This is a genomic window from Sinomicrobium pectinilyticum (assembly GCF_003725735.1).
GTDB classification, from domain to species: Bacteria; Bacteroidota; Bacteroidia; order Flavobacteriales; family Flavobacteriaceae; genus Sinomicrobium; species Sinomicrobium pectinilyticum.
The window spans coordinates 1-22,603 of sequence record NZ_RJTM01000177.1; the positions used below are offsets into that span (position 1 = coordinate 1).

General features: G+C 44.7%; 24 protein-coding genes. 11 read left to right on the forward strand and 13 right to left on the reverse strand.

All coding sequences use genetic code 11. From position 1 onward, the window contains the following. A partial coding sequence (locus ED312_RS21840; RefSeq protein WP_123218172.1) for a S26 family signal peptidase occupies positions 1 to 1,072 on the forward strand: 1,072 nt, incomplete at its 5' end. Positions 1,073 to 1,249: 177 nt separating this feature from the next. After that, entirely contained in the window at positions 1,250 to 1,561 is a 312-nt protein-coding gene (locus ED312_RS21845; RefSeq protein ID WP_123218144.1) for a DUF6122 family protein, read from the forward strand. Between the two features lie 6 nt (positions 1,562 to 1,567). Here ED312_RS21845 and ED312_RS21850 read toward each other — a convergent pair whose 3' ends face one another. From ED312_RS21850 to ED312_RS21885, 8 genes are all read right to left on the reverse strand, one after another. Then, entirely contained in the window at positions 1,568 to 1,849 is a 282-nt protein-coding gene (locus tag ED312_RS21850) for a SelT/SelW/SelH family protein (RefSeq protein ID WP_123218145.1), read from the reverse strand. A 26-nt stretch (positions 1,850 to 1,875) separates the two neighbouring features. Then, on the reverse strand, positions 1,876 to 2,922 hold the full coding sequence (locus tag ED312_RS21855; RefSeq protein ID WP_123218146.1) for an endonuclease/exonuclease/phosphatase family protein: 1,047 nt from the start codon (positions 2,920 to 2,922) through the stop codon (positions 1,876 to 1,878). A 71-nt stretch (positions 2,923 to 2,993) separates the two neighbouring features. Beyond that, the gene (locus ED312_RS21860; RefSeq protein WP_123218147.1) at positions 2,994 to 3,869 is read right to left on the reverse strand and encodes a rhomboid family intramembrane serine protease; all 876 of its coding nucleotides are present in this window, start codon (positions 3,867 to 3,869) and stop codon (positions 2,994 to 2,996) included. 242 nt (positions 3,870 to 4,111) lie between these two features. Next, complete coding sequence (locus tag ED312_RS21865; RefSeq protein ID WP_123218148.1) at positions 4,112 to 4,855, reverse strand: rhomboid family intramembrane serine protease; 744 nt, start codon at positions 4,853 to 4,855, stop codon at positions 4,112 to 4,114. Further along, complete coding sequence (gene mutL / locus ED312_RS21870) at positions 4,856 to 6,775, reverse strand: DNA mismatch repair endonuclease MutL (RefSeq protein WP_123218149.1); 1,920 nt, start codon at positions 6,773 to 6,775, stop codon at positions 4,856 to 4,858. Next, positions 6,775 to 7,065, reverse strand: a complete 291-nt coding sequence (locus ED312_RS21875) for a riboflavin synthase subunit beta (RefSeq protein ID WP_123218150.1) — start codon at positions 7,063 to 7,065, stop codon at positions 6,775 to 6,777. Before ED312_RS21875 ends, mutL begins: the two co-directional genes overlap by 1 nt. A gap of 144 nt (positions 7,066 to 7,209) precedes the next feature. Then, positions 7,210 to 7,692 (reverse strand): 6,7-dimethyl-8-ribityllumazine synthase, encoded by a 483-nt coding sequence (gene ribH / locus ED312_RS21880; protein WP_123218151.1) that lies wholly within the window; start codon positions 7,690 to 7,692, stop codon positions 7,210 to 7,212. Then, entirely contained in the window at positions 7,692 to 8,456 is a 765-nt protein-coding gene (locus tag ED312_RS21885; protein WP_123218152.1) for a tetratricopeptide repeat protein, read from the reverse strand. The genes ribH and ED312_RS21885 overlap by 1 nt, the downstream gene beginning before the upstream one ends. 131 nt (positions 8,457 to 8,587) lie before the next feature. Here ED312_RS21885 and recF point away from each other — a divergent pair, with 131 nt between their 5' ends. From recF to ED312_RS21900, 3 genes are all read left to right on the forward strand, one after another. Then, complete coding sequence (gene recF / locus ED312_RS21890) at positions 8,588 to 9,664, forward strand: DNA replication/repair protein RecF (RefSeq protein WP_123218153.1); 1,077 nt, start codon at positions 8,588 to 8,590, stop codon at positions 9,662 to 9,664. After that, positions 9,661 to 10,122, forward strand: a complete 462-nt coding sequence (locus tag ED312_RS21895; RefSeq protein ID WP_123218154.1) for a lipocalin family protein — start codon at positions 9,661 to 9,663, stop codon at positions 10,120 to 10,122. The genes recF and ED312_RS21895 overlap by 4 nt, the downstream gene beginning before the upstream one ends. 143 nt (positions 10,123 to 10,265) lie before the next feature. Continuing rightward, positions 10,266 to 10,562: a DUF721 domain-containing protein gene (locus ED312_RS21900; RefSeq protein ID WP_123218155.1), complete on the forward strand. Its 297-nt coding sequence runs from the start codon at positions 10,266 to 10,268 to the stop codon at positions 10,560 to 10,562. 89 nt (positions 10,563 to 10,651) lie between these two features. On the opposite strand, the gene ED312_RS21905 is transcribed toward ED312_RS21900, so the two are convergent. Next, on the reverse strand, positions 10,652 to 11,071 hold the full coding sequence (locus ED312_RS21905; RefSeq protein WP_123218156.1) for a nucleoside-diphosphate kinase: 420 nt from the start codon (positions 11,069 to 11,071) through the stop codon (positions 10,652 to 10,654). Positions 11,072 to 11,393: 322 nt separating this feature from the next. After that, positions 11,394 to 13,295: an OmpA family protein gene (locus ED312_RS21910; RefSeq protein ID WP_123218157.1), complete on the reverse strand. Its 1,902-nt coding sequence runs from the start codon at positions 13,293 to 13,295 to the stop codon at positions 11,394 to 11,396. Between the two features lie 375 nt (positions 13,296 to 13,670). On the opposite strand from ED312_RS21910, the gene ED312_RS21915 reads away from it, so the two are divergent. Further along, the gene (locus tag ED312_RS21915; protein WP_123218173.1) at positions 13,671 to 15,257 is read left to right on the forward strand and encodes a peptide chain release factor 3; all 1,587 of its coding nucleotides are present in this window, start codon (positions 13,671 to 13,673) and stop codon (positions 15,255 to 15,257) included. Positions 15,258 to 15,317: 60 nt separating this feature from the next. On the opposite strand, the gene ED312_RS21920 is transcribed toward ED312_RS21915, so the two are convergent. The 3 genes from ED312_RS21920 to ED312_RS21930 are packed head-to-tail and all read right to left on the reverse strand — an operon-like array spanning position 15,318 to position 17,879. Then, positions 15,318 to 16,055 carry a class I SAM-dependent methyltransferase gene (locus ED312_RS21920; protein WP_123218158.1) on the reverse strand — a complete coding sequence of 246 codons (738 nt, stop codon included), beginning with the start codon at positions 16,053 to 16,055 and terminating at the stop codon, positions 15,318 to 15,320. Positions 16,056 to 16,100: 45 nt separating this feature from the next. Beyond that, positions 16,101 to 17,051, reverse strand: a complete 951-nt coding sequence (locus ED312_RS21925; protein ID WP_123218159.1) for an NAD-dependent epimerase/dehydratase family protein — start codon at positions 17,049 to 17,051, stop codon at positions 16,101 to 16,103. A 3-nt stretch (positions 17,052 to 17,054) separates the two neighbouring features. Next, complete coding sequence (locus tag ED312_RS21930) at positions 17,055 to 17,879, reverse strand: glycosyltransferase family 2 protein (protein WP_123218160.1); 825 nt, start codon at positions 17,877 to 17,879, stop codon at positions 17,055 to 17,057. Positions 17,880 to 17,961: 82 nt separating this feature from the next. On the opposite strand from ED312_RS21930, the gene ED312_RS21935 reads away from it, so the two are divergent. From ED312_RS21935 to ED312_RS21955, 5 genes are all read left to right on the forward strand, one after another. Continuing rightward, entirely contained in the window at positions 17,962 to 18,714 is a 753-nt protein-coding gene (locus ED312_RS21935) for a glycosyltransferase family 2 protein (protein ID WP_123218161.1), read from the forward strand. Positions 18,715 to 18,805: 91 nt separating this feature from the next. Next, complete coding sequence (locus ED312_RS21940) at positions 18,806 to 19,657, forward strand: hypothetical protein (protein ID WP_123218162.1); 852 nt, start codon at positions 18,806 to 18,808, stop codon at positions 19,655 to 19,657. Between the two features lie 158 nt (positions 19,658 to 19,815). After that, the gene (locus tag ED312_RS21945; RefSeq protein ID WP_123218163.1) at positions 19,816 to 20,376 is read left to right on the forward strand and encodes an L-threonylcarbamoyladenylate synthase; all 561 of its coding nucleotides are present in this window, start codon (positions 19,816 to 19,818) and stop codon (positions 20,374 to 20,376) included. A 125-nt stretch (positions 20,377 to 20,501) separates the two neighbouring features. Next, the gene (locus ED312_RS21950; RefSeq protein ID WP_123218164.1) at positions 20,502 to 20,876 is read left to right on the forward strand and encodes a GxxExxY protein; all 375 of its coding nucleotides are present in this window, start codon (positions 20,502 to 20,504) and stop codon (positions 20,874 to 20,876) included. An 83-nt stretch (positions 20,877 to 20,959) separates the two neighbouring features. Then, positions 20,960 to 22,387 (forward strand): CCA tRNA nucleotidyltransferase, encoded by a 1,428-nt coding sequence (locus ED312_RS21955; protein WP_123218174.1) that lies wholly within the window; start codon positions 20,960 to 20,962, stop codon positions 22,385 to 22,387. The last annotated feature ends 216 nt before the right edge of the window (positions 22,388 to 22,603 follow it).

Below are 22,603 nucleotides of genomic sequence, written 5' to 3' on the forward strand. Positions count from 1 at the left end.
TCACTATGGGGCGAGGATTCCGATGACCACGATTGCCGCACCTATGGTTCACGACACCATTCCCGGACTGGGAATTAAATCCTACCTGTTTAATGATGACATTTCTAAAAAGAACACTTCCTTGGCCAATAAATTCCAGCTGCCTTATATGCGGCTCCCGGGATTTGAGAAGATAGAACGCAATGAAATCGTGGTATTCAACCAGCCTGCCGATACGCTTCGGGATATGAATGATTTTCACCCGGACAGAAACTATTACAAGCCCATAGACAAAAAGACCAACCTCGTGAAACGATGTGTCGGTATCCCCGGCGATACCCTCGAAATAAGAGACGGTTATGTCTACATCAACGGTAAAAAGACCCGATTGCCCGACCGCGCCAGAACACAGTATTCCTATATCGTAAAAACCAACGGCAGCGACCTCAGCAGGGCTTATATGTACGAAAGGTTTGATGTTACGGATAATTTCGGGCAAATGTCCAACGGTGACTACTTCTTTATTGCCCTTACCGAAGAAAATGCTCAGCGCCTGGCCAAAAGCCCGAATGTAGAAAGTGTGGAAAGACAGGTAGAGCCCGCCGGAACGCCAAATCCCCGTCTTTTCCCCAACACCGGTGACACCGGATGGAGTGCAGATAATTTCGGGCCTGTTTATATTCCCGAAAAAGGCAGTACCATAACACTTACCCGTGACAACCTGCCTTTATACAAACGAATAATCCGGGAATACGAAAACAATACCCTGGACATAAAAGGGAATGAAATCATCATCAACGGAAAACCTGCGGATTCCTATACCTTTAAGCAGGACTACTACTGGATGATGGGTGATAACAGGGATAATTCCATAGACAGCCGCTACTGGGGATATGTTCCGTTCGATCACGTGGTAGGAAAGCCGGTGTTTATCTGGTTCAGCTGGGACAAAATAAGCAAAAGCGTTCGCTGGGACAGGGTATTTACCACGGTGAATGGTCCGGGAGAACGGGTTTCTTATCTCAAATATTTCATCATTATTCTGGTAGTCTGGATTATTTACAGCTTTGTCAGGAAAAAGAAGAAAAAATAAACATCCGTGAACCTGTAATGTACGGAAATGGCTGTTCACGTAATGATTCAAACCTGGAGACCCGGTCACCCGTTAATCGGTTAACCCGGAACAGGAACAGTTTTTTTTAAACCAGCAGTAATTCCGTATACGCAGGGTACTAAGAAATATAGTTTTAACACTTTTTGATATCCATAAATGTTACAATTCGTTATCCATTACGGACTGCATTTCATTTTCCCCGTACTGGTAGCTTACCGCTTTTACAGGCCGGATTTTATAAAAGTAAGCGTAATCCTCCTCGCCGGGATTCTTATTGATGCGGATCATCTCCTGGCTGAGCCCATTTTTGACCCCAACCGTTGCAGTATAGGATTTCACCTGTTGCACAGCTATATTGCCATAGCCCTGTACATCTTTTTATTTATCTGGAAACCCACACGCATTATCGGACTGGCGCTTTTACTGCATATCCTGGCAGACACGGCAGATTGCCTGCTCATGGGCTGAAACGGATTATACTTTATCGGTATGCCCCAGGTCCTTTCCGGGTCGGACACGGTCGCGTAACCACTGCTTTAACTCCCTGATATCGGCAAATCCCCCGTATTCTTTTCTGTCAAACAGTAATTGATCGTTCACATAAATCCGGTATATACCTGCTGTTTCACCGGGTTGGAGGGTCACTCCTCCCAACTCTTCCTCGAAAGTGGTTAAAAATTCCTGTGCCATATATGCCGCACGGAGCAACCATTTGCACTTGGGACAATACGCTATAGTAACTACCGGTTTTGTCATCGGATAAGTGTTTCGGGTAATTTATATTATTTTTCTTTTTCTTCCGGGGCAGCCTGTCCCAGCCGGATCGTTGCCATAACGGGATAGTGATCGGATAATCGTTCGGAATAGTTCTTATGTGCCATAACTTCCATCTCCGGATCAGTCAGGATAAAGTCGATCCGCATGGGAAAATAGTCAAAGTCATAAGACCTGCCGAAACCGCTTCCCATTTCGATAAACGAGTCCTTCATATCCCCCTTTATCTGCCTGTAAACATAGGAGTAAGGCGTATTGTTAAAATCTCCGGCAACTATCATTTTGTGCCTGCATTTCTGCCGGTGTTCGTCGAATATCTCCACCTGGCGATGCTGCAGTGCAAAAGCCTTTCCCATACGTTTGTAAAGTACTTCGGGGTTTTCTACGGAAATATGCTCCTTACTCGGTACGATATGCAGGGATTCGAGGTGCAGGTTGTAAATACGGATCGTATCTTTCCCTTTTACAATATCTGCATACAATGCATTATTGCCCGTCTTCGGAAATTCCAGCGACCCCCTTTCCACTATGGGATATTTCGAAAATATAGCCTGTCCGGTACGGTTGTTCAACGTGGTATACTTAATAAACTGGTGCGGGTAGTTTTTGTTAAAAGCATCCTCCTGCTTATGGTAAAACTCCTGTACACAAAGTACATCCGGGTCTTCCCTTTCCACCAGTTCCGTAATCTTTTCCGGGATATTTCCTTCCAGCCAGCCATACGCATTGAATATACGTACGTTGTAGGTCATCAATCTCACACCTTCTTCTCTGCTTTCGGACTCCCCCGAGATCCTGTACATGGCCCCTACATATTTGTACCCTATTATCAGAATAATGAGCGATAGCATGAATTGGCGTTTCAACTGTATCAGCCAGTAAAGCATAAAAACAGCATTGACGATGATAAAAACAGGGACCGTAAGGCTTAATACCGATATGAGGGGAAATTGTTTCGGAAAAACGTAGGGCAGAACATAAGACAGTAGCAGCAATACCGCGAAAACGGTATTCAGGAAAAAAACGACCTTATTGAGGAAACCCAGTTTTTTCACTATTGTTTGTGTTGAAATGTTAAAGATACAGGGAGATAAGACAATTGTATATGCTGCCTACAAAACCTTTTTTAATCTTTCCCCGCCTGAAACAAAAAGTCCTTTTCTGCCTTGGTAAGGCTTTCATAACCACTTTTACTGATCTTGTCCAGGATTTCATCTATTTTCTGCTGGCGGTCATCCTTATCGGTGTAGGACGTTCTCCCCGAAGCTGTTGATTTTTTATTGCGATGTACCGTTTTCAGCGGTGTACGCGGAGTTCGCCTAAACAGGTTCACCACTGCCGACATCATGCGTTCGAATCCCGCACCGATATCCCTTCCGTTATACAGATTTTTAGCATAGACAAACCCCAGAAAAGCGCCTCCCAGGTGTGCCAGGTGACCTCCGGGATTGCTGATAGGAATTTGTATAAGGTCTACCAGCACGGCAAACACACCTACATACCAGAGCTTGATATTGAACAGAAAAAACAGCCGGACCTCCTGGTTGGGCATGTAGGTACAGATAAATATCAAAATAGCCATAACCGCCGCAGAAGCCCCTATAAGCGTTGTATTGATCCCTGCAAATGCGGGAAACAGGTTATAACTGATCATAAAAATGAGCCCGCCTGCAATAGCCCCCAGAAAATATACGTTCAGAAAGCGTCTCCCCCCGAAAAGGTTGAGAAATATCCGTCCCGAAAAATAGAGCAGCAGCATGTTCCAGAAAATATGGGAAAAACCCGCATGGAAAAAGGCATAACTGATAATGGACCACGGTTGCCGGATAAAATTACCGAAACTCTTCGGCAATTCGAACCACCGGATAAAAAAGTCCGAAGATAACTGAAACAAAAATACCAGAAGTATATTAAGAATAAAGATCAGCACATTGATTACAATGAGCTTCTCCGCTATATTTAGCGTCGAATATTTATATTTTATATCGCTACTGATACTCATATACCATCCACAATTTAGACTTTTTTATTTAACTGCTCATTTAAAAATTTTACCAGACCCGATCCAAAAGCCGGGAGACACACTCATATTTACGGGCTTTCCCTGCCAACTCTTAACTCCATACCGATAACAGTACTTCCGTAAGTCCTGCATTCAAAATTCACCGGATCGGTTATATATAATTCCTTACCTCCCTTTGTCCCTCATCAACCCTCCGACTCAAGCCCGTAAAATTTGTCTTGCTAATTCCACCTGTTGTTGTTAAACTGGTTCTTCTTCCAGTACCACATCATAATAAAACCGAACAGGGCGCCCCCTATGTGTGCAAAATGCGCGATTCCGCCACCGAAAAGGGAATATCCCGTAACTCCCGAAAAAAGGTCCAGGCCTATCAGCACCGGGATAAAATACTTCGCTTTTATGGGAATAGGAACAAAAATAAGAAACAATTCCGCATTGGGAAACATCATGGCAAAGGCCACCAGTATGCCATATATAGCCCCGGAAGCTCCTACGGCAGGCTGGATATAGCTGCCCAGAAAGTTGTCTATAGTACCTTTGGGCGCTACCTGGTACCAATAATCATTATATTTCCCTTCACGAAGTAGCGCAAAGATGTCTTCTTCTTTGATCCCGGCATGCATCAATGCTTTTATTCCTTCGTTAAAATGATAATATCCTACTCCCGTATGAATAAGTGCGGCCCCCAATCCGGCCGAGAAATAGAAAAAGAGGAATTTATTGCGCCCCCACATTTGCTCCAGCGGTGACCCGAAGGCCCATAAGGCATACATATTAAAGAAAATATGCATGAAGCTACCGTGCATGAACATATGTGAAACGATCTGCCATAACCGGAAATTCTCATTCTTGGGGAACCACAAGGAAAATAGTTCAATCATCTGATCGTGATACAACTGCGTCGCCACAAAAAACAGTACGTTTATGATCAGCAGGTGCTTAATGGCTTCGGTTACTCTGTACATTTATAAAAATTTTTTATCGAGATCTTCTACGGTTATGGTTATATAGGTAGGCCGGTTAAATGGCGACACGGTTGGTTCTTTACAGGCAAACAGGTTATTCACCAGGGCTTCCTGCGATGTTTCGTTCAGCAGTTCCCCGGTTCGTACCGCGAGGGTCTTACTCAGTGATTTCGCCAGCCTGTCCGTCTGCGAAAAGCTACTGTCCGGTATTTCATCTTTAAAATCCGCTATCAGTTGTTCCAGTATAATACTTACTTCACTTTCGGAAACACTTGCCGGGATCCCGGTAATGGCGATTTCCTCCCCCTCCAGTCTGTCAATGGCAAAACCTATAAATTCCAGTGTGTCCCTTAATTCCCTGAGCAGGGCCATATCTGCAGGCGAATAATACAGTACGATAGGAAACAGCAGTTGCTGGCTTATTCCTTCCTTAACGGTCATTTGCCGCAGAAATTGTTCGTACAGTACCCGCTGGTGTGCCCGGTGCTGGTCAATGATTACCATACCGGATTTTATCGTGGTCACCACATATTTTTTATGGAGTTGATAGGTTGTGAACGACGGCCCGTTATCCCGCGTATCCTCAAAAAGCTTTCCGCTTTGTCTTTCGGTTTTTCCGGCTACTTCTTCCGATTCGATTTCCACCGAACTGAAACCGTCCGATCCCGCTTTATCCTCCGCTCCCAGGCCTACATATAAACTTTCCCATTCGGATTGCCTTCCCTGTTTCCCGGAACGTTGCCACGAAGGGGACTTTCCCGGACTATCCGTCCTGCTGCCACCGGAAACGGTTTTTGTATCCTCTTCCTCATCCCTGAAAGGGTTAAAATCGGAATCTACCTCAATGGTAGGAACGTGTATCGGTTTATCTTTATACTCGTAAGGGGTATCCAGGCCGGCGTCTTTATCAAAATCCAGTACCGGGGCAATATTGAATTGCCCGAGACTGTGCTTTATGGCCGACCGCAATATGGCGTAAAGCGTATGCTCATCATCAAATTTAATCTCCGTTTTGGTGGGATGGATGTTAATGTCCACTGTGGCCGGGTTTACCTCCAGGTACAAAAAATATCCCGGGTGTGCCTGTTCTCTGATAAGCCCTTCAAAGGCGGAAACCACGGCATGGTGCAGATACGGGCTTTTTATAAAGCGGTTGTTTACAAAAAAAAACTGCTCTCCCCTGCTTTTTCTTGCATGTTCGGGTTTATAGACAAAACCGGATAACCTGACGACTTCCGTGTTTTCCCCGACAGGCACCAGCTTTTCATTCGTCTTACCTCCAAAAATGCCGACCACACGCTGCCTGTAATTGGAAACAGGTAACGAAAAGAGGTCATTGCCGTTGTGGTACATTTCAAAATGGACATCGGGATGGGCCAGGGCAACACGCTGGAATTCGTCTATAACATGACGGAGTTCCACCTGGTCCGATTTCAGGAAATTCCTCCTTGCGGGAATATTAAAAAACAGGTTTTTTACCGCAATGGAAGTCCCTTCTGCGGTAACGGCAGCTTCCTGCTCTGCCACCTTACCGCCTTCTATACGTATCCTTGTACCCACCTCTTCGTTCCGGGGCCTCGTATGCATCTCCACATGTGCAATAGCGGCAATGGAAGCCAGGGCTTCTCCGCGGAAACCTTTGGTCCCCAGCTGAAACAGGTCTTCTGCCGAACGTATCTTGGAAGTGGCGTGCCGTTCAAAGCTCAACCGGGCATCCGTAGGGCTCATCCCCAGGCCGTTATCCACTACCTGTATAAGCGTTTTTCCCGCATCTTTTACGATTAGCTTGATTTCCGTAGCACCGGCGTCCACGGCATTTTCTATGAGTTCCTTCACCACAGAAGCAGGCCTTTGTACCACCTCTCCTGCCGCAATCTGGTTAGCAACATGATCCGGTAAAAGCTGTATGATATCTGCCATTATATTTTGAAGGTGAAAATGCTTAGGTCAAAATCGATGATAAAAAGGAACAGGAGGATTAAAATAATCGCAATAATAAGTACGGTCCGGTTTGCCCTGCGGTCCGGATTACCTTTCATGTCCTCCAGGGCATTGTTTATTTTGTTCTTAAGTCCTTTACTGTCACCCGTAGCCCTGCGGAATTTCTCGAAACGTCCTTCCATTTGAAAAGGGCTCCCTTCCTTGTCACTTTTATAGTAACGAGGGGTATAACTGAACTTCTTATTTTTTCGCGTCTTAAATACTCCCATAACTCTCTACCCCCAAAATTACTGAAAATACTACAAAAATGTAAGTAGACGGCGATTTAATTTTTGAAGCAACAAAGGACAACGGGGACACAGGAACTTATCTCCTGCCCGCATGTATGATTATTTGCAGCCGTTAACCCGGAATTATCCGCCGAGGACAACCATTTTTATCGCCGCTATGGCAGCTTCGGTACCTTTATTACCGTGTTTTCCGCCACTGCGCTCTATGGCCTGCTGCATATTATTATCGGTAAGTACACAGAAAATCACCGGACGATCGTATTTTACGTTCAGGTCTTTGATACCCTGTGCCGTCGCACTGCATACGAAATCAAAATGCTTGGTTTCGCCCTGTATCACACTGCCTATAGCTATTACGGCATCCACATCCAGGGTTTCCAGCATTTTTTTGCAACCGAATGTCAGCTCAAAACTGCCGGGCACATTCCACCGGATCACATTCTCCGGCAATGCGCCACAGTCCAGCAGGGCTTCCCGGGCACCGTCAAAAAGTCCTTCGGTAATGTTTTCGTTCCATTCCGAAACAACGATCCCAAACCGAAAAGGTTTCGCGTTTGGGATCGTTGTTTTATCGTAATGTGATAAGTTTTTATTTTCGGTAGCCATTATTTGGAGCTTTCCAACTTTCCTATGTAAATATCTATGGTCCTGCCTTCTTCCGAGTTAGGATATTCCTTCTTGATCCGGTTAAAATATTTCAGGGCTTTCTCTTTTTGTCCCAGTTCCTGAGCGGCAATCCCCGCTTTAAAAAGAAATCTGGGCGTGGTAAATTCGTTTTTACTCGCAGCAAAAGCATCCTCATAATACCCCAGGGCTTCCTCAGGCTGATCCAGTTGCATAAAAGCATCTGCCATCCCTCCTTTGGCCAATGGCCCCAGAATTGCATCCTGTGTAGAAAAATCCTGCAGGTAAGTGATCGCTTCCTGGTATTTATTCATATTCAGATATGCCATTCCGGCACTGTAATTGGCCAGGTTAGCGGCATCCGTACCTTTATATTTATCTATAATGTCCAGGAAACCGTATTTTCCTTCCGCACCGTTAAGGGCAAGCGTATAGAGCGAATCCTTATTGGTTCCGTTTACCGCTTCGTTAAAATATTGTTGTGCAAAGAAAGACTCATTCGCAGCTTCTATGTTCTTAGGCTTCTTCACAAACTCCTGATACCCCAAAAATCCGAGTACTGCCACGGCCACCACTCCTATACCTATAAAGATATACTTCTGGTTTTTGGCCACCCAGGCTTCCGTCCTGGATGCACTTTCGTCCAGCGTACCGAATACTTCGGCCGTTGTACTGTGCGCTTCTTCCAGTTCCTTTTCTTCTTTCTTATTTTGTGGTTTATATCCTCGTTTCTTGTACGTTGCCATCTTCAGACTTTATTTGTGCCGCAAAAATATAATTTTTATTGATATATGGAAGAGTATTTATTCGATTATTTTCATTAGTTTAGGCAACTTTCGGGCAGCGAACACCAATAAGAACCACAGCTTAAAAGGGAATGTTTTTAAAAAAATTATCATTAGTTAACTATAAGAATTTCAGTTCGGAGGATTTTGAATTTGACGAAAAGATCAACTGTTTTGTAGGTAACAACGGTATCGGAAAAACCAATGTTCTGGATGCCATTTACCATCTTTCCTTCGGAAAAAGCTATTTCAATCCCATTGCCATACAAAATATCAGGCACGGGGAAGATTTCTTCGTTATCGACGGACAGTTCGAAAAGGAAGAATTACAGGAACACGTTATATGCAGCCTGAAAAAGGGACAGAAGAAGGCTATTAAACGCAATGGCAAACTTTACGAAAAATTATCGGACCATATAGGCCTTTTGCCACTGGTCATTATTTCCCCGGCCGACCGCGACCTCATCATCGAAGGGAGCGAAACGCGGCGAAAACTCATAGACAGCGTTATCTCGCAGTCCGACAAGAACTATCTTACCCGGCTTATCCTCTATAACAGGACGCTCGCCCAGCGTAACTCCCTGTTAAAATACTTCGCCCTGAACCATACCTACGATCATGATACCTTATCTATATATAATGAACAGTTGCACACTTACGGAACGGAAGTATTCCGGGTCCGGCAACATTTCCTCGAAGAATTCATTCCCATTTTCCGGGAACGGTACCGCGGTATTTCGGCGAATGAAGAAAATGTAAATATCTCCTATAGCAGCCAGCTATCGGAACAACCGCTGGACGAATTGCTGAGGACTTCCGTAAATAAGGACAAAGCCCTCCAATACACCAGTACCGGGATACACCGGGACGACCTCAACTTTGAAATAGAAGGGTTCCCTATAAAAAAATTCGGCAGCCAGGGACAGCAGAAATCTTTCCTGATAGCACTTAAGCTCGCCCAGTTCGATTTTATAAAACAACAGGCCGGGGTAACCCCTATCCTATTGCTTGACGACATTTTCGACAAACTTGACGAAAACCGGGTAGCACAGATCGTAAAGCTCATGGATGAAAACTTCGGGCAGCTCTTTATCAGCGATACGCATGCGGACCGGACCGAAGCGGTAGTAAAGGAAACCCATCAATCTTATAAAATGTTCAGGCTATGAGTATGGTAAACATATATTATAAATCCTCAATCCGGACAGCACTCCTCCTTTCCGTAATTTTCATGACCTGGGGCTGTACGCAAAGCCCGAAGGAGCAGTTAAAGAACATGAACGGGTACTGGGAAATTAAAAAAGTCGAATTTCCGGACGGGCAGGAAAAGGAATACAAGGTAAACACCACTGTAGATTATATTGAAATAACGGCCGACAGCAGCGGCTTCCGCAAAAAACTGCAACCCGGTCTTGACGGTAGTTTTTACGGTTCGGATGACAGGGAAAATTTTACAATAACCGTAGAAGACGGCAATATTTCACTGCATTACCATACCTCACTCAGCCAGTGGGAAGAAAAGGTAATAAAGGCAACTAAAGAACGGCTTATACTTCGGAATACGGATAATTTGAACTACTTTTACAAACGGTTCGAGCCTATGGACCTGGAGGCATTACAACACTAGACCACATTGCACTGAAAGGTACAGAGGTTCTGATAAGCAATGAAATTGCTGTTTAGTTGCCGGCACCAGGTTATTCAGTTAGTCAGGCAACGTACATACACCCGATAACTCGTTAACTTAACAAATAAACAGGCAAACGCGAAATGGCAAAGCGATATAGCGAACACATATCTCTGTCGGAAGCACTGAGAGCGTTTATAGACGAAAACAGGCTGCAACCGGGAATGGACAAGATCGATGTCCGTGATGCCTGGAAACAACTTATGGGCAGTGGTATTAACAACTACACTTCAGACATTCAATTAAAAGGAGATACTCTTTATGTAAACCTTACGTCTTCCGTACTTCGGGAAGAACTCAGCTATGGCAGGGAGAAGATCGTAAAGATGATCAATGATGAACTGGGAAAAGAACTGGTAAAAAAGCTGGTCCTGAGGTAACACATTCCCCCTACATAATAAAAATAGCTAATGTGCCAATGTGATCATTTGCTAATTAACACATTGGCACATTTACTGATGATTACCTATTAAAATATTTCTCTTCCGGAAAAATGGAATGCGCCTTCTATAGCTGCATTTTCATCGCTGTCCGAGCCGTGTACCGCGTTCTCCCCTATGGAAGTCGCATATAATTTACGGATAGTCCCTTCCGCGGCTTCTGCCGGATTGGTGGCCCCGATCAGTGCACGAAAATCCTCAACGGCATTTTCTTTTTCAAGTATAGCCGCTACAATAGGCCCCCTGGTCATAAAATCTACCAGTTCACCAAAGAAAGGACGTTCTTTGTGAATAGCATAAAACTCTTCCGCATCTCTCCTGCTCAATTGCGTGTATTTCATAGCTGCGATCCTGAAACCGGCAGCTGTGATCTTTTCTAGGATAGCCCCGATATGCCCGTTTTCTACCGCATCGGGTTTAATCATGGTAAATGTTCTGTTTGTCGCCATTTGCTTTTTTAAATTTTGTGCAAAGTTACTCCTTTACTTATAAAGTTCAAAGCCCCGTAATTCCGAAAACAGGAGAGCCGGGACATTGCTTCCGAAGGTCAGGAATTCAGCTAATCCTTAACCGCACGGTATGCCTTACCTCCGTTCCCGGCAGCATGGATATGGGTTACGAGATCTACTTTCAGAATTGTTCCGGCGATCCGAAAATCTTGCCATACCTTCCGGATTACAAACAAAAAAGCCATCTGTAAAAGATAGCTTATTTGTTTTATGTCCAATAGTCAATACCTTGGACTACCCCGATCTGTTCCGTCTTTCCTCTTTATTGTTTCCTGACGATAATAAAAGAGGACCTCCTGTTCATCTGGTGTTCTTCTTCGGTGCAGTCTACCCCGTTGGCACAATTATTCAGCAATTGTTTTTCTCCGTACCCTATGGCGCTTTCTATGCGGTCTTCGGCAATACCCCTGGAATAGATATAGTCGCGGGTAGCTTTGGCGCGGTTATCGGAAAGTTTTTCATTGTAAGCGTCATTTCCACGTGAATCGGTATGCGATTCTATCCTGATCACCATCTCCGGATGCGCATTCATAACATTTACTATATGTTCCAGTTCGTATTCCGCATCCGGACGGATATCCCATTTATTATAATCGAAATAGATAGGTTTAATGACGATCTCATCTTCAATAATAAGCGGTGTAAGGGCTATATCCGCTTTCGCCTCTTCTTTCCCTTTTACATCTACCTCTTTCTGTCCCGAACGATAATCTTCCTGTTCGGCCACTACGGTATAGGCGCCATCCAGGCAATCCCCTCTTAAGCGATAGATCCCGTCTACATCGGTCAGGGCTTTTGCCACAACGCCCCCTCCGGGTTCTATAAACCTTACCGATGCCTCCACCAGGGGCTCTTCCGTACGGCTATCGGTAATTACTCCACTTATGGTAACCGTACATTCCCTGGCCGTAAAATGATAGATATCGTCGTCACCTTTTCCTCCCAGCCTGTTGGAAGAGAGGTACCCTTCCGTATTATCTTCATTCATCATAAAAGCAAAATCATCGAGAGCACTGTTTATCGGCACCCCGGGATTGGTTACTTTTCCAAAACCACCATTTTGCGGCTCACTTTTCAGAATATCCAGTCCGCCGAGGCCGGGATGTCCGTTGGAAGAAAAGTAAAGCACCCCGTCTTTATCTATAAACGGAAACATTTCCCTACCCCTGGTATTAATCGTATTCCCAAGGTTTTGCGGTTCGCCATAGCTTCCGTCGTCATGAATGTCTACTGCATAAATATCCGTAACACCGTATCCGCCGGGCATATCGGAAACAAAATAAAGCTTCTTTCCGTCAGGACTTAAGGCAGGATGGCCTACGGAATAACTCACATTGTTAAATGGCAGTTCGGTAATATTTCCCCATTTTCCATCCTCGTCCAGCGTAGCTTTGTACAATTGCAGGTGCACCGTACCCTCCTCATCTTTTTCGGACCTCCTGCCATTATCCGAATTGTCCCTGGTAAAATACATTGTTTTGCCATCACCGGTGATAACCATGGTGGCTTCGTGATACTGAGTATTGATCTCCCCTTCCAGCTTATGCGCTTCGTCTATCTCGTTACCTATCCTGTTCCCGGCATAGATATTAAGAAATGGCTGCTTGTTCCAGTCGTATATTTTGGTTCTCCCTTTGGATGGCCGTGTGGATGCAAAATAAAACCGGGCCCCGAAGATGAAACATCCGAAATCCGAATACTCCGTATTAATGGCCAGGTTATGTACATTACCGAATAAACGCGCCTTAGGGTTGGTCAGACGGGTATAATAATCTCCTTCTTCCAGCAGGCGTAACATTTCGGGATCGCTCCCCCCTCTTTCGGCGGAAGCTTTCATCCATTTTACGGCTTCTTCATATTTCTCATTGCCTTTCAGGGCCTGTGCATACCGGAAAAGATAATCCGGTTTAACCTCTTCCCCGTATTTGGACAGTAAGATCCCGTACCATTTCTCGGCTTCTTTCATATTGGTATTATAGTAATAGGAGTCACCCAACCGGCTCAGTACGTGCATAGACGAATCTCCTTTTTTGACCAGTGTTGCATAAAGGTCTGCCGACTTTACATAAGCAAGTTTCTCAAAATAACGGTCCGCAACAGTCCGCTGCTGTGCGTAAGACCAGGTCATCCCCAAAAGAAGTAACAGTAGTAGTTTTTTCTTCATAATTTCACATTTAATCGCCCTGAAATGCAATATTGCATCTCGAAAAATTCTCCGAAAGACACTTTTCGGGATACTAATATAAAACTAAACTTTCAATATGCGATTTCCTGTACTGTTTTTTTACACTCATAAAAGAAAGAAACAGACTATTAAATTTCTACCGGCAAAAAGAAAAACATCCCTACGACACCCATTAAAGCTTTTTCTCAAAAAAGTTGTAAAAACTTTTGAAGTAAATATGCCGGGAATACGTTCATGAGGTACTCCGATAAGTTCCAAATACCATCTCAGGAGATCGATATTAAAAATGAAACTTCGTTAACCTTTAATGATTTGTATTATAATACTATTTTTGCAACCGCAATACGAGAATCTATGAGCTTAGTTAAAGAGATCAGCAAAAGAAGGACATTTGGTATCATCTCACACCCCGATGCCGGAAAAACCACATTAACGGAAAAATTACTTCTTTTCGGAGGGGCCATCCAGGAAGCGGGAGCCGTAAAAAGCAATAAAATAAAGAAGGGGGCCACGAGCGACTTTATGGAAATAGAAAGGCAAAGAGGTATCTCCGTTGCCACCTCCGTGCTGGCCTTTAACTATAAAGACAAGAAAATAAATATCCTGGACACGCCGGGACACAAGGATTTCGCAGAAGACACCTTCCGTACCCTTACGGCCGTAGACAGCGTTATCGTTGTAATAGACGTTGCCAAAGGGGTCGAGGAACAAACGGAAAAACTGGTACAGGTATGCCGGATGCGGAACATTCCAATGATCGTTTTTATCAATAAACTGGACCGGGAAGGAAAAGATGCTTTTGATCTCCTGGATGAAGTGGAACAAAAACTCGGATTGCAGGTTACCCCGCTTAGTTTCCCCATTGGTATGGGGTATGACTTTAAGGGAATTTACAATATCTGGGAGAAAAACATCAACCTCTTTAGCGGGGACAGTAAAAAGAACATAGAAGAAACCATTGCCTTTGATAATATAGAAGACCCGGAACTGGACGGGATTATTGGGGCGAATGCGGCGGATTCACTAAGGGAAAACCTGGAACTCGTACACGGCGTATATCCGGGGTTTGACCGCGATGCCTATCTGAAAGGTGAATTGCAGCCTGTATTTTTCGGTTCGGCATTAAACAATTTCGGCGTACGGGAATTACTGGACTGTTTTATAGACATAGCACCCTTTCCGAGGCCTAAACAAAGTGAAGAGCGACTGGTTAAGCCGGATGAAGAGACTTTTTCCGGTTTTGTCTTTAAGATACACGCCAACATGGACCCCAAACACCGGGACCGTCTCGCCTTTATAAAGATCGTTTCGGGTACTTTTGAAAGGAACACACCGTACCTGCACGTAAGGCATAATAAAAAAATGAAGTTTTCCAGTCCCAATGCCTTCTTTGCAGAAAAGAAAGAGATTGTGGATATTTCCTATGCAGGAGACATCGTAGGGCTTCATGACACGGGAAATTTTAAGATAGGAGATACACTTACTGAAGGTGAAATACTCAACTTCAAGGGGATTCCGAGTTTTTCACCGGAACACTTCCGTTACATCAATAATGCCGACCCCATGAAAGCCAAGCAATTGATGAAAGGGATCGATCAGCTGATGGACGAAGGAGTAGCCCAGCTTTTCACCCTCGAGCTTAACGGCCGTAAAGTAATCGGCACCGTCGGGGCACTGCAATACGAAGTCATACAGTACCGCCTGGAACACGAATACGGGGCTAAATGTACCTATGAAAACTTCCCTGTCCACAAAGCGTGCTGGGTAGAACCGGAAAACCCGAAAAGCGAAGAATTTGCAGAATTCAAAAGGGTTAAACAGAAATTTCTGGCTACGGACAAACAGGGACAACTGGTATTCCTGGCAGATTCTGCCTTTTCCATACAAATGACACAACAGAAATACCCGTCGGTAAAACTGCATTTTTCTTCGGAGTATTAGGGCAGCTGACACTACCGGAAAAGATCGGTTTTTCGAGCGTATGTTATTAAAGGTACCGGATCAGTCTGTCCGCCCCACACGAAGCATAATGGGGAAAGTGACGGTTTTGGTCTCCCGGCCTTCCCAGCTTTCTTTCAGTTCGTCATAGATCATCGCCACCGGGTTCCTGTCATTTCTGCGGATATAATGCCTTACGGCCGACCATGTCTCCAGGTAACCGCAGAGTTGCTCCAGGGTCCATTGGTATTCATTCCGGAATACGGGAGTTTTTTCTTCGCGGAACGGAAAAGGAATGGTTTGGTATAACTCATCTATATACTTTCTTTCGGGGTCCCAATATGTACCGAGGATACCGGAATAAAGTTTCCGGATCACCCTGTCCGTGCTTTCATCTGTCCGAAGAAGGGCGTAACCCAATACCGCCAACACCCCGTCCTTTCGCAAGGTCCTTCTCACTTCGGCATAAAATGCGGCAAAATCAAACCAGTGAATAGCCTGGGCCACGGTGATCAGGTCGAACCGGTCGTCGGAAAAACCTGTGCTTTCGGCATTTTCCACCTTATACCGCACATTCTTCTTTTGCTCTGCATTTTTTATCTGGTTCTCACTGAGGTCCGTAGCGTACACCTCTTCGAAATAATCTGCCAGCTTTACGGCAAGCTGGCCATTGCCCGTACCGCAATCCCAGGCACATTCCCGTTGCCCGGCAAGTGAAACGAGATAAGATATCAGTTCCGGGCCATACCCCGGACGGAACCTGGAATAAGCACCGGAATGTCCGGAAAAGTTATCTTTCATGGGATATGAATTTTAGTCGGGGGCTTTTTCTTTGGTCCTTCACCGTTAAAGAAAATTATTCCTGTACCATTCCACCTGCCTCGCAAGTCCTTCTTCAAAAGAGGTCGCAGGGTTATATCCGAGCAAATTACGGGCTTTATCAATAAGAGCGGTAGTGCGCAACTGGTCTCCGGGACGTGGCGGGGTAATTTCTATTTTAGCCTTTTTTCCGATGATCTTCTCTATAAGTCCTATACCTTCCCCCGTAGTGTATTCTTTATCCGAACCTATATTGATAATTTCTCCGGACACTACGTCCTCCTTTCCTATCACGGCGGCTACTCCCGCTATTATATCACCTACATAAGTAAAACTTCTCGAATGCTTCTCGCTTCCCTTGAAAAGCGGGAACGGGGTTTCTTCGAAAATGGACCTGATCAGTTTGGTATACAGTTTTTCCGGTCTTTCCCTGGGGCCGTATACGGAATATAAGCGGAGTGAGCACGCCTTGATTTTTCCGACACGCTGTTCTCCCAGTACCAACTGCTCTGCCGCCAGCTTAGTGGTCCCGTAAAAAGAAATAGGTTCGGGGACCGCTGTCTCGGGCAGGGTTGCCTCTTTTCCGTAAATGGATGACGTAGCTATATTGACGAACAAACGCAGGTTTTTATTCTCTTCTTTTGTCCATTGCAACAAGTTCTGTGTAGCAAAAAGATTATTCCTTACATATTCCTGCAGGGAAACATCCGGGGAAATTCCGGGTTGTGCGGCAAAATGGAATATATAATCCATAGCTCCCGGCAAGATGTCCTTTAGTGGTCCTGTCAGGTCCGCTTCAATAAAAATCACTCCTGCAGACCGGATATCCCTTACATTCCTTTTCTTCAGCGCCACATCATAATAGTCCGAAAAATTATCTACCCCGTAGACCGTATGTCCTTCGGCAGCCAATTGTTCTGCAAGATGCGACCCTATAAAACCGGCTGCCCCGGTCACCAATATCTTAGAATTTTCCATTATCTATTTCTCTTTCTTTATACCAAAGGACGTCCACACACTTTTACTGTTCCTGGTATGCTGCCGGATGGCCTGGTTTTTAGCGATGGATTCCGGGGTTTTGTACCCCCGGGCATGGTCCAGGTGCACACATATGGCACTGTAACGTATTTGTTTTCCCTTTATACCGTAATTCATCAGTCTTTCTCCCAGCTCACGGTCCTGTCCGCCGTATTGCATACGCTCATCAAAACCGTTAACCGCCACAATGTCCCCTTTCCATCCGGAGGCATTATGCCCGTTCCAGGTTGCTCCGGTGGGGGTTATTGCATTTAAAAAGGCTGCTTTAAAACCTCCGGAAGTCAGTTTGTTGTTCTTAAACGAAGATTTCAGCCCGTGCTCCTTCAGCCACTTCACATCAAAACACCGTCCGGTTTCGATATCTTCCGCAGAGATCTTTTCGGATATGGACATGGGCAACATAAAATACCCCCCGGAAAGGAAATATCCTTTCTCCCTGTACCTGTTATGTACTGCAAGGAAGTCATTCCTCGGGATGCAATCCCCGTCACTCATTACAATATAATCCGCCGAACATTTCTCTATGGCCTTATTGAGTATCCTCGACTTCTGAAAACCGTCATCTTCCTGCCAGACATGCACTATGGGATAAAAAACCTCTTTCTGTATACGTTCCAGGAGTACTTTGGTAGCCGGGCCGGAGCCGTCATCGGCAATGACCATTTCAAAACCCTTAAAAGTTTGCGCATTATACCCCCACAATACTTTTTCCAGCCAGGATTCGGCATTGTAAGTGCTAATAATCACCGAAATCGTCTTGTTGCTCATGCTTTCGATTTATCTATATAAAGGCAAAAGTATGAATACAGATATATATCTTTGCCTTAAATCTTACTAAAAATCGGTAAAATTGACGAAACTAACTATTATCATACCTACGTTTAACGAAGAAGAATTCATAGCGCAGGCTATCCGGTCTGCTGCATTTGCCGATGAAATACTGATTATCGATTCGTATAGTGAAGACCGCACCCTGGAAATTGCAGGACAACACACTGTCACGGTTTGTCAAAGGGAGTTCGACGACTTTTCCAGCCAAAAAAATTATGCTATTGACCAGGCCCGGCACGACTGGATATTTATCCTCGATGCCGATGAAGTTATAATGCCCGGACTCCGGGAAGAGATTATTTCCGAACTGCTGAAAGAAGACACCTGTTCCGCATATGAAGTGGGAACAGTACGCATGTTTATGGGAAGGGAAATGCAGTACGGAACAGCAAAAAACGATACCAAAACCCTGTTGTTTAACAGGAAACATTGCAGGTTCGGTAACAAGCTTGTACATGAAAACCTGGTGGTTAAAGGTAAAACAGGCGCCTTGAAAAACCATATCATGCATTACACCTACAGGGGGTTCGATCATTTTATCGGTAAAAAAAACCACTATGCGTGGTTACAGGCCAGGGAAATGTTTGCCACAGGTAAAAAGGCAAACCTGTTCCATATCCTCGTCAAACCGGCTTTCCGCTTTTTCAGTGAATACATCCTGAAAAGAGGATTTATGGATGGTTTTCCCGGATTTGTAAGTGCCTATATAAACTCTTATGGTGTAATGACCCGGTATATAAAATTATGGCTGCTGCAACACAAACAAAAATAATTGATGTACAAATTGTCTGAAATTCATATTATAACCGGATGTACAGCGAAAAACCGTTTGTACCATCCCTGTAATTAAGCAACTAAAACACATGAAAGTCAAGGAAATACCGCCTTCCCTATACCACACCTTAAAACTACGTGCCATACCGGCCCATAAACTCAGGCATAAAACAGGAAAAGAAATTCCCGTAATCGTTTCGCTGACCACTATCCCTTTCCGTCTGAATAAACTGCACATTGTCATACGAAGCATTTTAGTGCAGGAGACCAGGCCGCAAAAAATAGTTTTATGGCTTCATGAATCTTTGAAAAACCAGATCCCTGACAGCCTGAAAGTACTGGAAGGGGATATTTTCGAAGTGAGGTTCTCCACGCTCGATTGTCCGCACCTGAAACTTGTGGAATCCTTAAAATCCTTCCCGGACAAGGTGATCGTAACCTGTGACGATGATTTTATTTACCCGAAAGACTGGCTTATGACGTTGTACGACGAACACCTGAAAAAACCGGGAACGGTAGTAGCCATTACCACAAGGCTTATCCGGTACGACCGCGAAGGAAATGTTCTTCCCTATAAAAACTGGAATTACAAAGATGTGTCCGGGATCGATGAAAAAGCCATTCTGCCTATCGGTTCTTCAGGCGTTTTATATCCCCCCGATAGCTTTCACCCGTCCGTAACCGACGAAAAACTGTTTTTAAAGCTTTCTCCGAAGGCAGATGACCTGTGGTTTAAGGCCATGTCCCTTTTGAATGACACGCCATCGGTAAAAGTAAGGGGCTATAATAAAGAAGTAATCCCCATTATAGGCACGCAGGGAGTCAGCCTGAAAAAACAAAACATCCGGCAGGACAAGAACAGGGAACAATGGCAGGCCCTGGCCGATTATTTCGGCATAACGCTGTTTAAAGACAACGGACAGGCCGAGGGTATGTTTTGATACCAGGACGCGAATAATTTTCAGAAAACCACTGCTACCGCCCGTAAATCAGTAGCTGGAATTCGCAGGGACCAACGTCACCGTAATAAAGTTGCAGACCTGCTTTCGGCAGGCACAAGTTTAAATGCTAGTTAAACAATAAAAAGTAACCCGGTAAAATGCAAGACGAAATCAACAACGCCGTAACTGTGCTCAGGGAAGGAGGGCTTCTCCTCTATCCTACCGACACCGTATGGGGAATAGGCTGTGATGCTACCAATGCCGAAGCCGTTGCCAAAGTGTACGCATTAAAAAAACGACCGGATGCCAAAGCGCTCATTTGCCTGGTACCCGATGTTCCCATGCTCGAAAAGTACATCCCGGAAATAGCCGATGTAACCTATGATGTGATTGACCTCGCTACCCGCCCCACGACCATAATCTATGACAATCCCGTTGGCATCGCCCCCAATCTGGTGGCACCGGACAATACCCTTGCCATAAGGGTGGCATCCGATACCTTCTGTCAAAGGCTTATCCGTAAATTCGGGAAGCCGCTGGTTTCCACGTCCGCAAACATCAGCGGCGCGCCCACCCCGCAATCCTATGCCGAAATAAGTGACGAAATTTTAAAAGGTGTCGACTATGTAGTAAATTTGCACCGCGAAAATAAAGGAGGTAAGCCCTCTTCTATCATTAAGATCAGTAAAGACGGGGTAGTAAAGATCATCCGGAAGTAGTTTTTGCCACGAATGCACGGATGTTTTTATTTTTCTGCCTGACGGCAGGGAGGAGCAGAAGTTTTTATAGTCCTGTCAGGAAAATTAAAAAGGGTAAAATATATTCCCTAACCAACCACATCAACATGGCTGATTTAATTTATAAAGAAGAAAGCTATACGATCATCGGAACATTATTCGAAGTGTATAACCATTTGGGACATGGCTTTTCCGAAATTGTTTACAAAGAGGCCATCGAACACGAATTTAAATCTAAAGATATCCCCTTCGAAAGGGAAAAAGAGTACAGGGTAAATTATAAAGATATTGTTTTACCCCATAAATTTTATGCGGATTTTGTGATATTCGATAAAATAATTTTGAAAATAAAATGTGTAGAGAGTATGCTGGATACTCATATAGCACAATGTATTAATTATTTAAAAGTATCCGGTTGCCGGTTGGCTCTGTTAGCTAATTTTCACAAAGACCTGCCGGACCACAAAAGAATTATTTTTTAGCCAGGAATAGCATAAAACATCAGTTCCGCAAGGAACCATAAAAAACATTCGTGCATCCGTGGAAACAAAAAAAAGAATTTAAGGTGACTGTACAGAATTATAAAGAAGCATTACAACAGGAGATTTTCAATGTGATATCGGAAGCCGCTGCCGAGCTGGATGTGGACAGCTATGTCATAGGCGGTTTTGTGCGGGATTACCTGTTGCAGCGCGATATGCCCAAAGATATTGACATAGTAGCGGTAGGCAGCGGGATAGAACTGGCCAGAAAAGTAGCCGGAAAATTACCCAGGAAACCCAAAGTACAGGTATTTAAAAACTTCGGTACGGCGATGCTTCGCTGGAATGATCTGGAAGTCGAGTTCGTAGGGGCACGGAAAGAAAGTTACCGCTCGGACAGCCGTAAGCCCATTGTGGAAAACGGCACCCTGCAGGACGATCAGAACCGGCGCGATTTTACCATCAATGCTTTGGCTCTGTCCCTACACAAAGAAAGTTTTGGTGATCTGCTGGACTCTTTCGGGGGCGTTGACGATCTGAAACAGAAACTCATCCGCACACCTCTCGATCCGGACATCACCTATTCCGACGATCCCCTGCGGATGCTCAGGGCCATTCGTTTTGCTTCGCAATTAAACTTTAAGATTTTTCCCGGTTCGCTCGAGGCCATATCCCGGAACAGGGAAAGGATAAAGATCATTTCCAAAGAGCGTGTCGTAGATGAACTCAACAAAATACTCAAATGCGACAAACCTTCCATTGGTCTCAGCCTGCTTTTTAAAACCGGGCTCCTCCATATTATCCTTCCCGAACTCACCAGGTTACAGGGTATAGAAGAAAAAGAAGGGCAACGGCATAAGGACAACTTCTGGCACACGCTCGAAGTCGTAGACAATATATCCGAAAATACGGATGACCTGTGGCTCCGGTGGGCGGCCCTGTTACACGATATAGGAAAGGCCCCCACCAAAAGATTCGACAAAAAGATAGGATGGACCTTCCACGGACATGAATTTGTAGGATCCAAAATGGTATTCAGGCTCTTTAAACGCCTGCGGATGCCGCTCAATGAAAAGATGAAGTTCGTCCAGAAAATGGTATTAATGAGCTCCAGGCCCATTGTACTGGCACAGGATACCGTTACGGACTCTGCCGTACGCCGCCTCGTATTCGATGCCGGTGACCATGTAGAAGACCTCATGACCCTGTGTGAAGCTGATATTACGACCAAAAACCCGAAGAAATTCAAAAAGTACCATCATAATTTCCAGATCGTCCGGCAGAAGATCGTGGAAGTGGAGGAACGCGATCACATCCGCAATTTCCAGCCACCCATTAGCGGAGAGGATATCATGAATACCTTTAACCTGAAACCCTCACGCGAAATAGGCCTTATCAAAGACGCCATCAAAGAAGCTATCCTGGAAGGGGAGATCCCTAACGAATATGAAGCTGCCCGCGATTTTATGCTGAAGAAGGGTCAGGAATTGGGATTAGAACCCGGGAAATAAGGTGGTTTCGTTGTGGAGTTGGGAGTTCCGGAGTTCGGAGTATAGGAGTTATTTGGTTATTGAGTTATTTAGGCAAACAAAGGTAAAAAGAGTGTGAGTTATGCACATAGACACTATTGGTATCAATCTCATAAACAAAGAGTTAAATATTTGTATCCTTATAAAATAAATAGGCATTTCATCCCGACAGATATCGATATATCACTGATTTTGTGG

Excerpts from the sequence above, each read along its gene's own strand:
- recF (WP_123218153.1), top strand. The coding sequence starts at position 8,588 with ATGTTTTTAAAAAAATTATCATTAGTTAACTATAAGAATTTCAGTTCG.
- ribH (WP_123218151.1), bottom strand. The coding sequence starts at position 7,692 with ATGGCTACCGAAAATAAAAACTTATCACATTACGATAAAACAACGATC.
- ED312_RS21900 (WP_123218155.1), top strand. The coding sequence starts at position 10,266 with ATGGCAAAGCGATATAGCGAACACATATCTCTGTCGGAAGCACTGAGA.
- ED312_RS21910 (WP_123218157.1), bottom strand. The coding sequence starts at position 13,295 with ATGAAGAAAAAACTACTACTGTTACTTCTTTTGGGGATGACCTGGTCT.
- ED312_RS21915 (WP_123218173.1), top strand. The coding sequence starts at position 13,671 with ATGAGCTTAGTTAAAGAGATCAGCAAAAGAAGGACATTTGGTATCATC.
- ED312_RS21905 (WP_123218156.1), bottom strand. The coding sequence starts at position 11,071 with ATGGCGACAAACAGAACATTTACCATGATTAAACCCGATGCGGTAGAA.
- ED312_RS21920 (WP_123218158.1), bottom strand. The coding sequence starts at position 16,055 with ATGAAAGATAACTTTTCCGGACATTCCGGTGCTTATTCCAGGTTCCGT.
- ED312_RS21845 (WP_123218144.1), top strand. The coding sequence starts at position 1,250 with ATGTTACAATTCGTTATCCATTACGGACTGCATTTCATTTTCCCCGTA.
- ED312_RS21895 (WP_123218154.1), top strand. The coding sequence starts at position 9,661 with ATGAGTATGGTAAACATATATTATAAATCCTCAATCCGGACAGCACTC.
- ED312_RS21885 (WP_123218152.1), bottom strand. The coding sequence starts at position 8,456 with ATGGCAACGTACAAGAAACGAGGATATAAACCACAAAATAAGAAAGAA.
- ED312_RS21850 (WP_123218145.1), bottom strand. The coding sequence starts at position 1,849 with ATGACAAAACCGGTAGTTACTATAGCGTATTGTCCCAAGTGCAAATGG.
- ED312_RS21930 (WP_123218160.1), bottom strand. The coding sequence starts at position 17,879 with ATGAGCAACAAGACGATTTCGGTGATTATTAGCACTTACAATGCCGAA.
- ED312_RS21875 (WP_123218150.1), bottom strand. The coding sequence starts at position 7,065 with ATGGGAGTATTTAAGACGCGAAAAAATAAGAAGTTCAGTTATACCCCT.
- ED312_RS21860 (WP_123218147.1), bottom strand. The coding sequence starts at position 3,869 with ATGAGTATCAGTAGCGATATAAAATATAAATATTCGACGCTAAATATA.
- ED312_RS21925 (WP_123218159.1), bottom strand. The coding sequence starts at position 17,051 with ATGGAAAATTCTAAGATATTGGTGACCGGGGCAGCCGGTTTTATAGGG.
- ED312_RS21950 (WP_123218164.1), top strand. The coding sequence starts at position 20,502 with ATGGCTGATTTAATTTATAAAGAAGAAAGCTATACGATCATCGGAACA.
- mutL (WP_123218149.1), bottom strand. The coding sequence starts at position 6,775 with ATGGCAGATATCATACAGCTTTTACCGGATCATGTTGCTAACCAGATT.
- ED312_RS21940 (WP_123218162.1), top strand. The coding sequence starts at position 18,806 with ATGAAAGTCAAGGAAATACCGCCTTCCCTATACCACACCTTAAAACTA.
- ED312_RS21865 (WP_123218148.1), bottom strand. The coding sequence starts at position 4,855 with ATGTACAGAGTAACCGAAGCCATTAAGCACCTGCTGATCATAAACGTA.
- ED312_RS21945 (WP_123218163.1), top strand. The coding sequence starts at position 19,816 with ATGCAAGACGAAATCAACAACGCCGTAACTGTGCTCAGGGAAGGAGGG.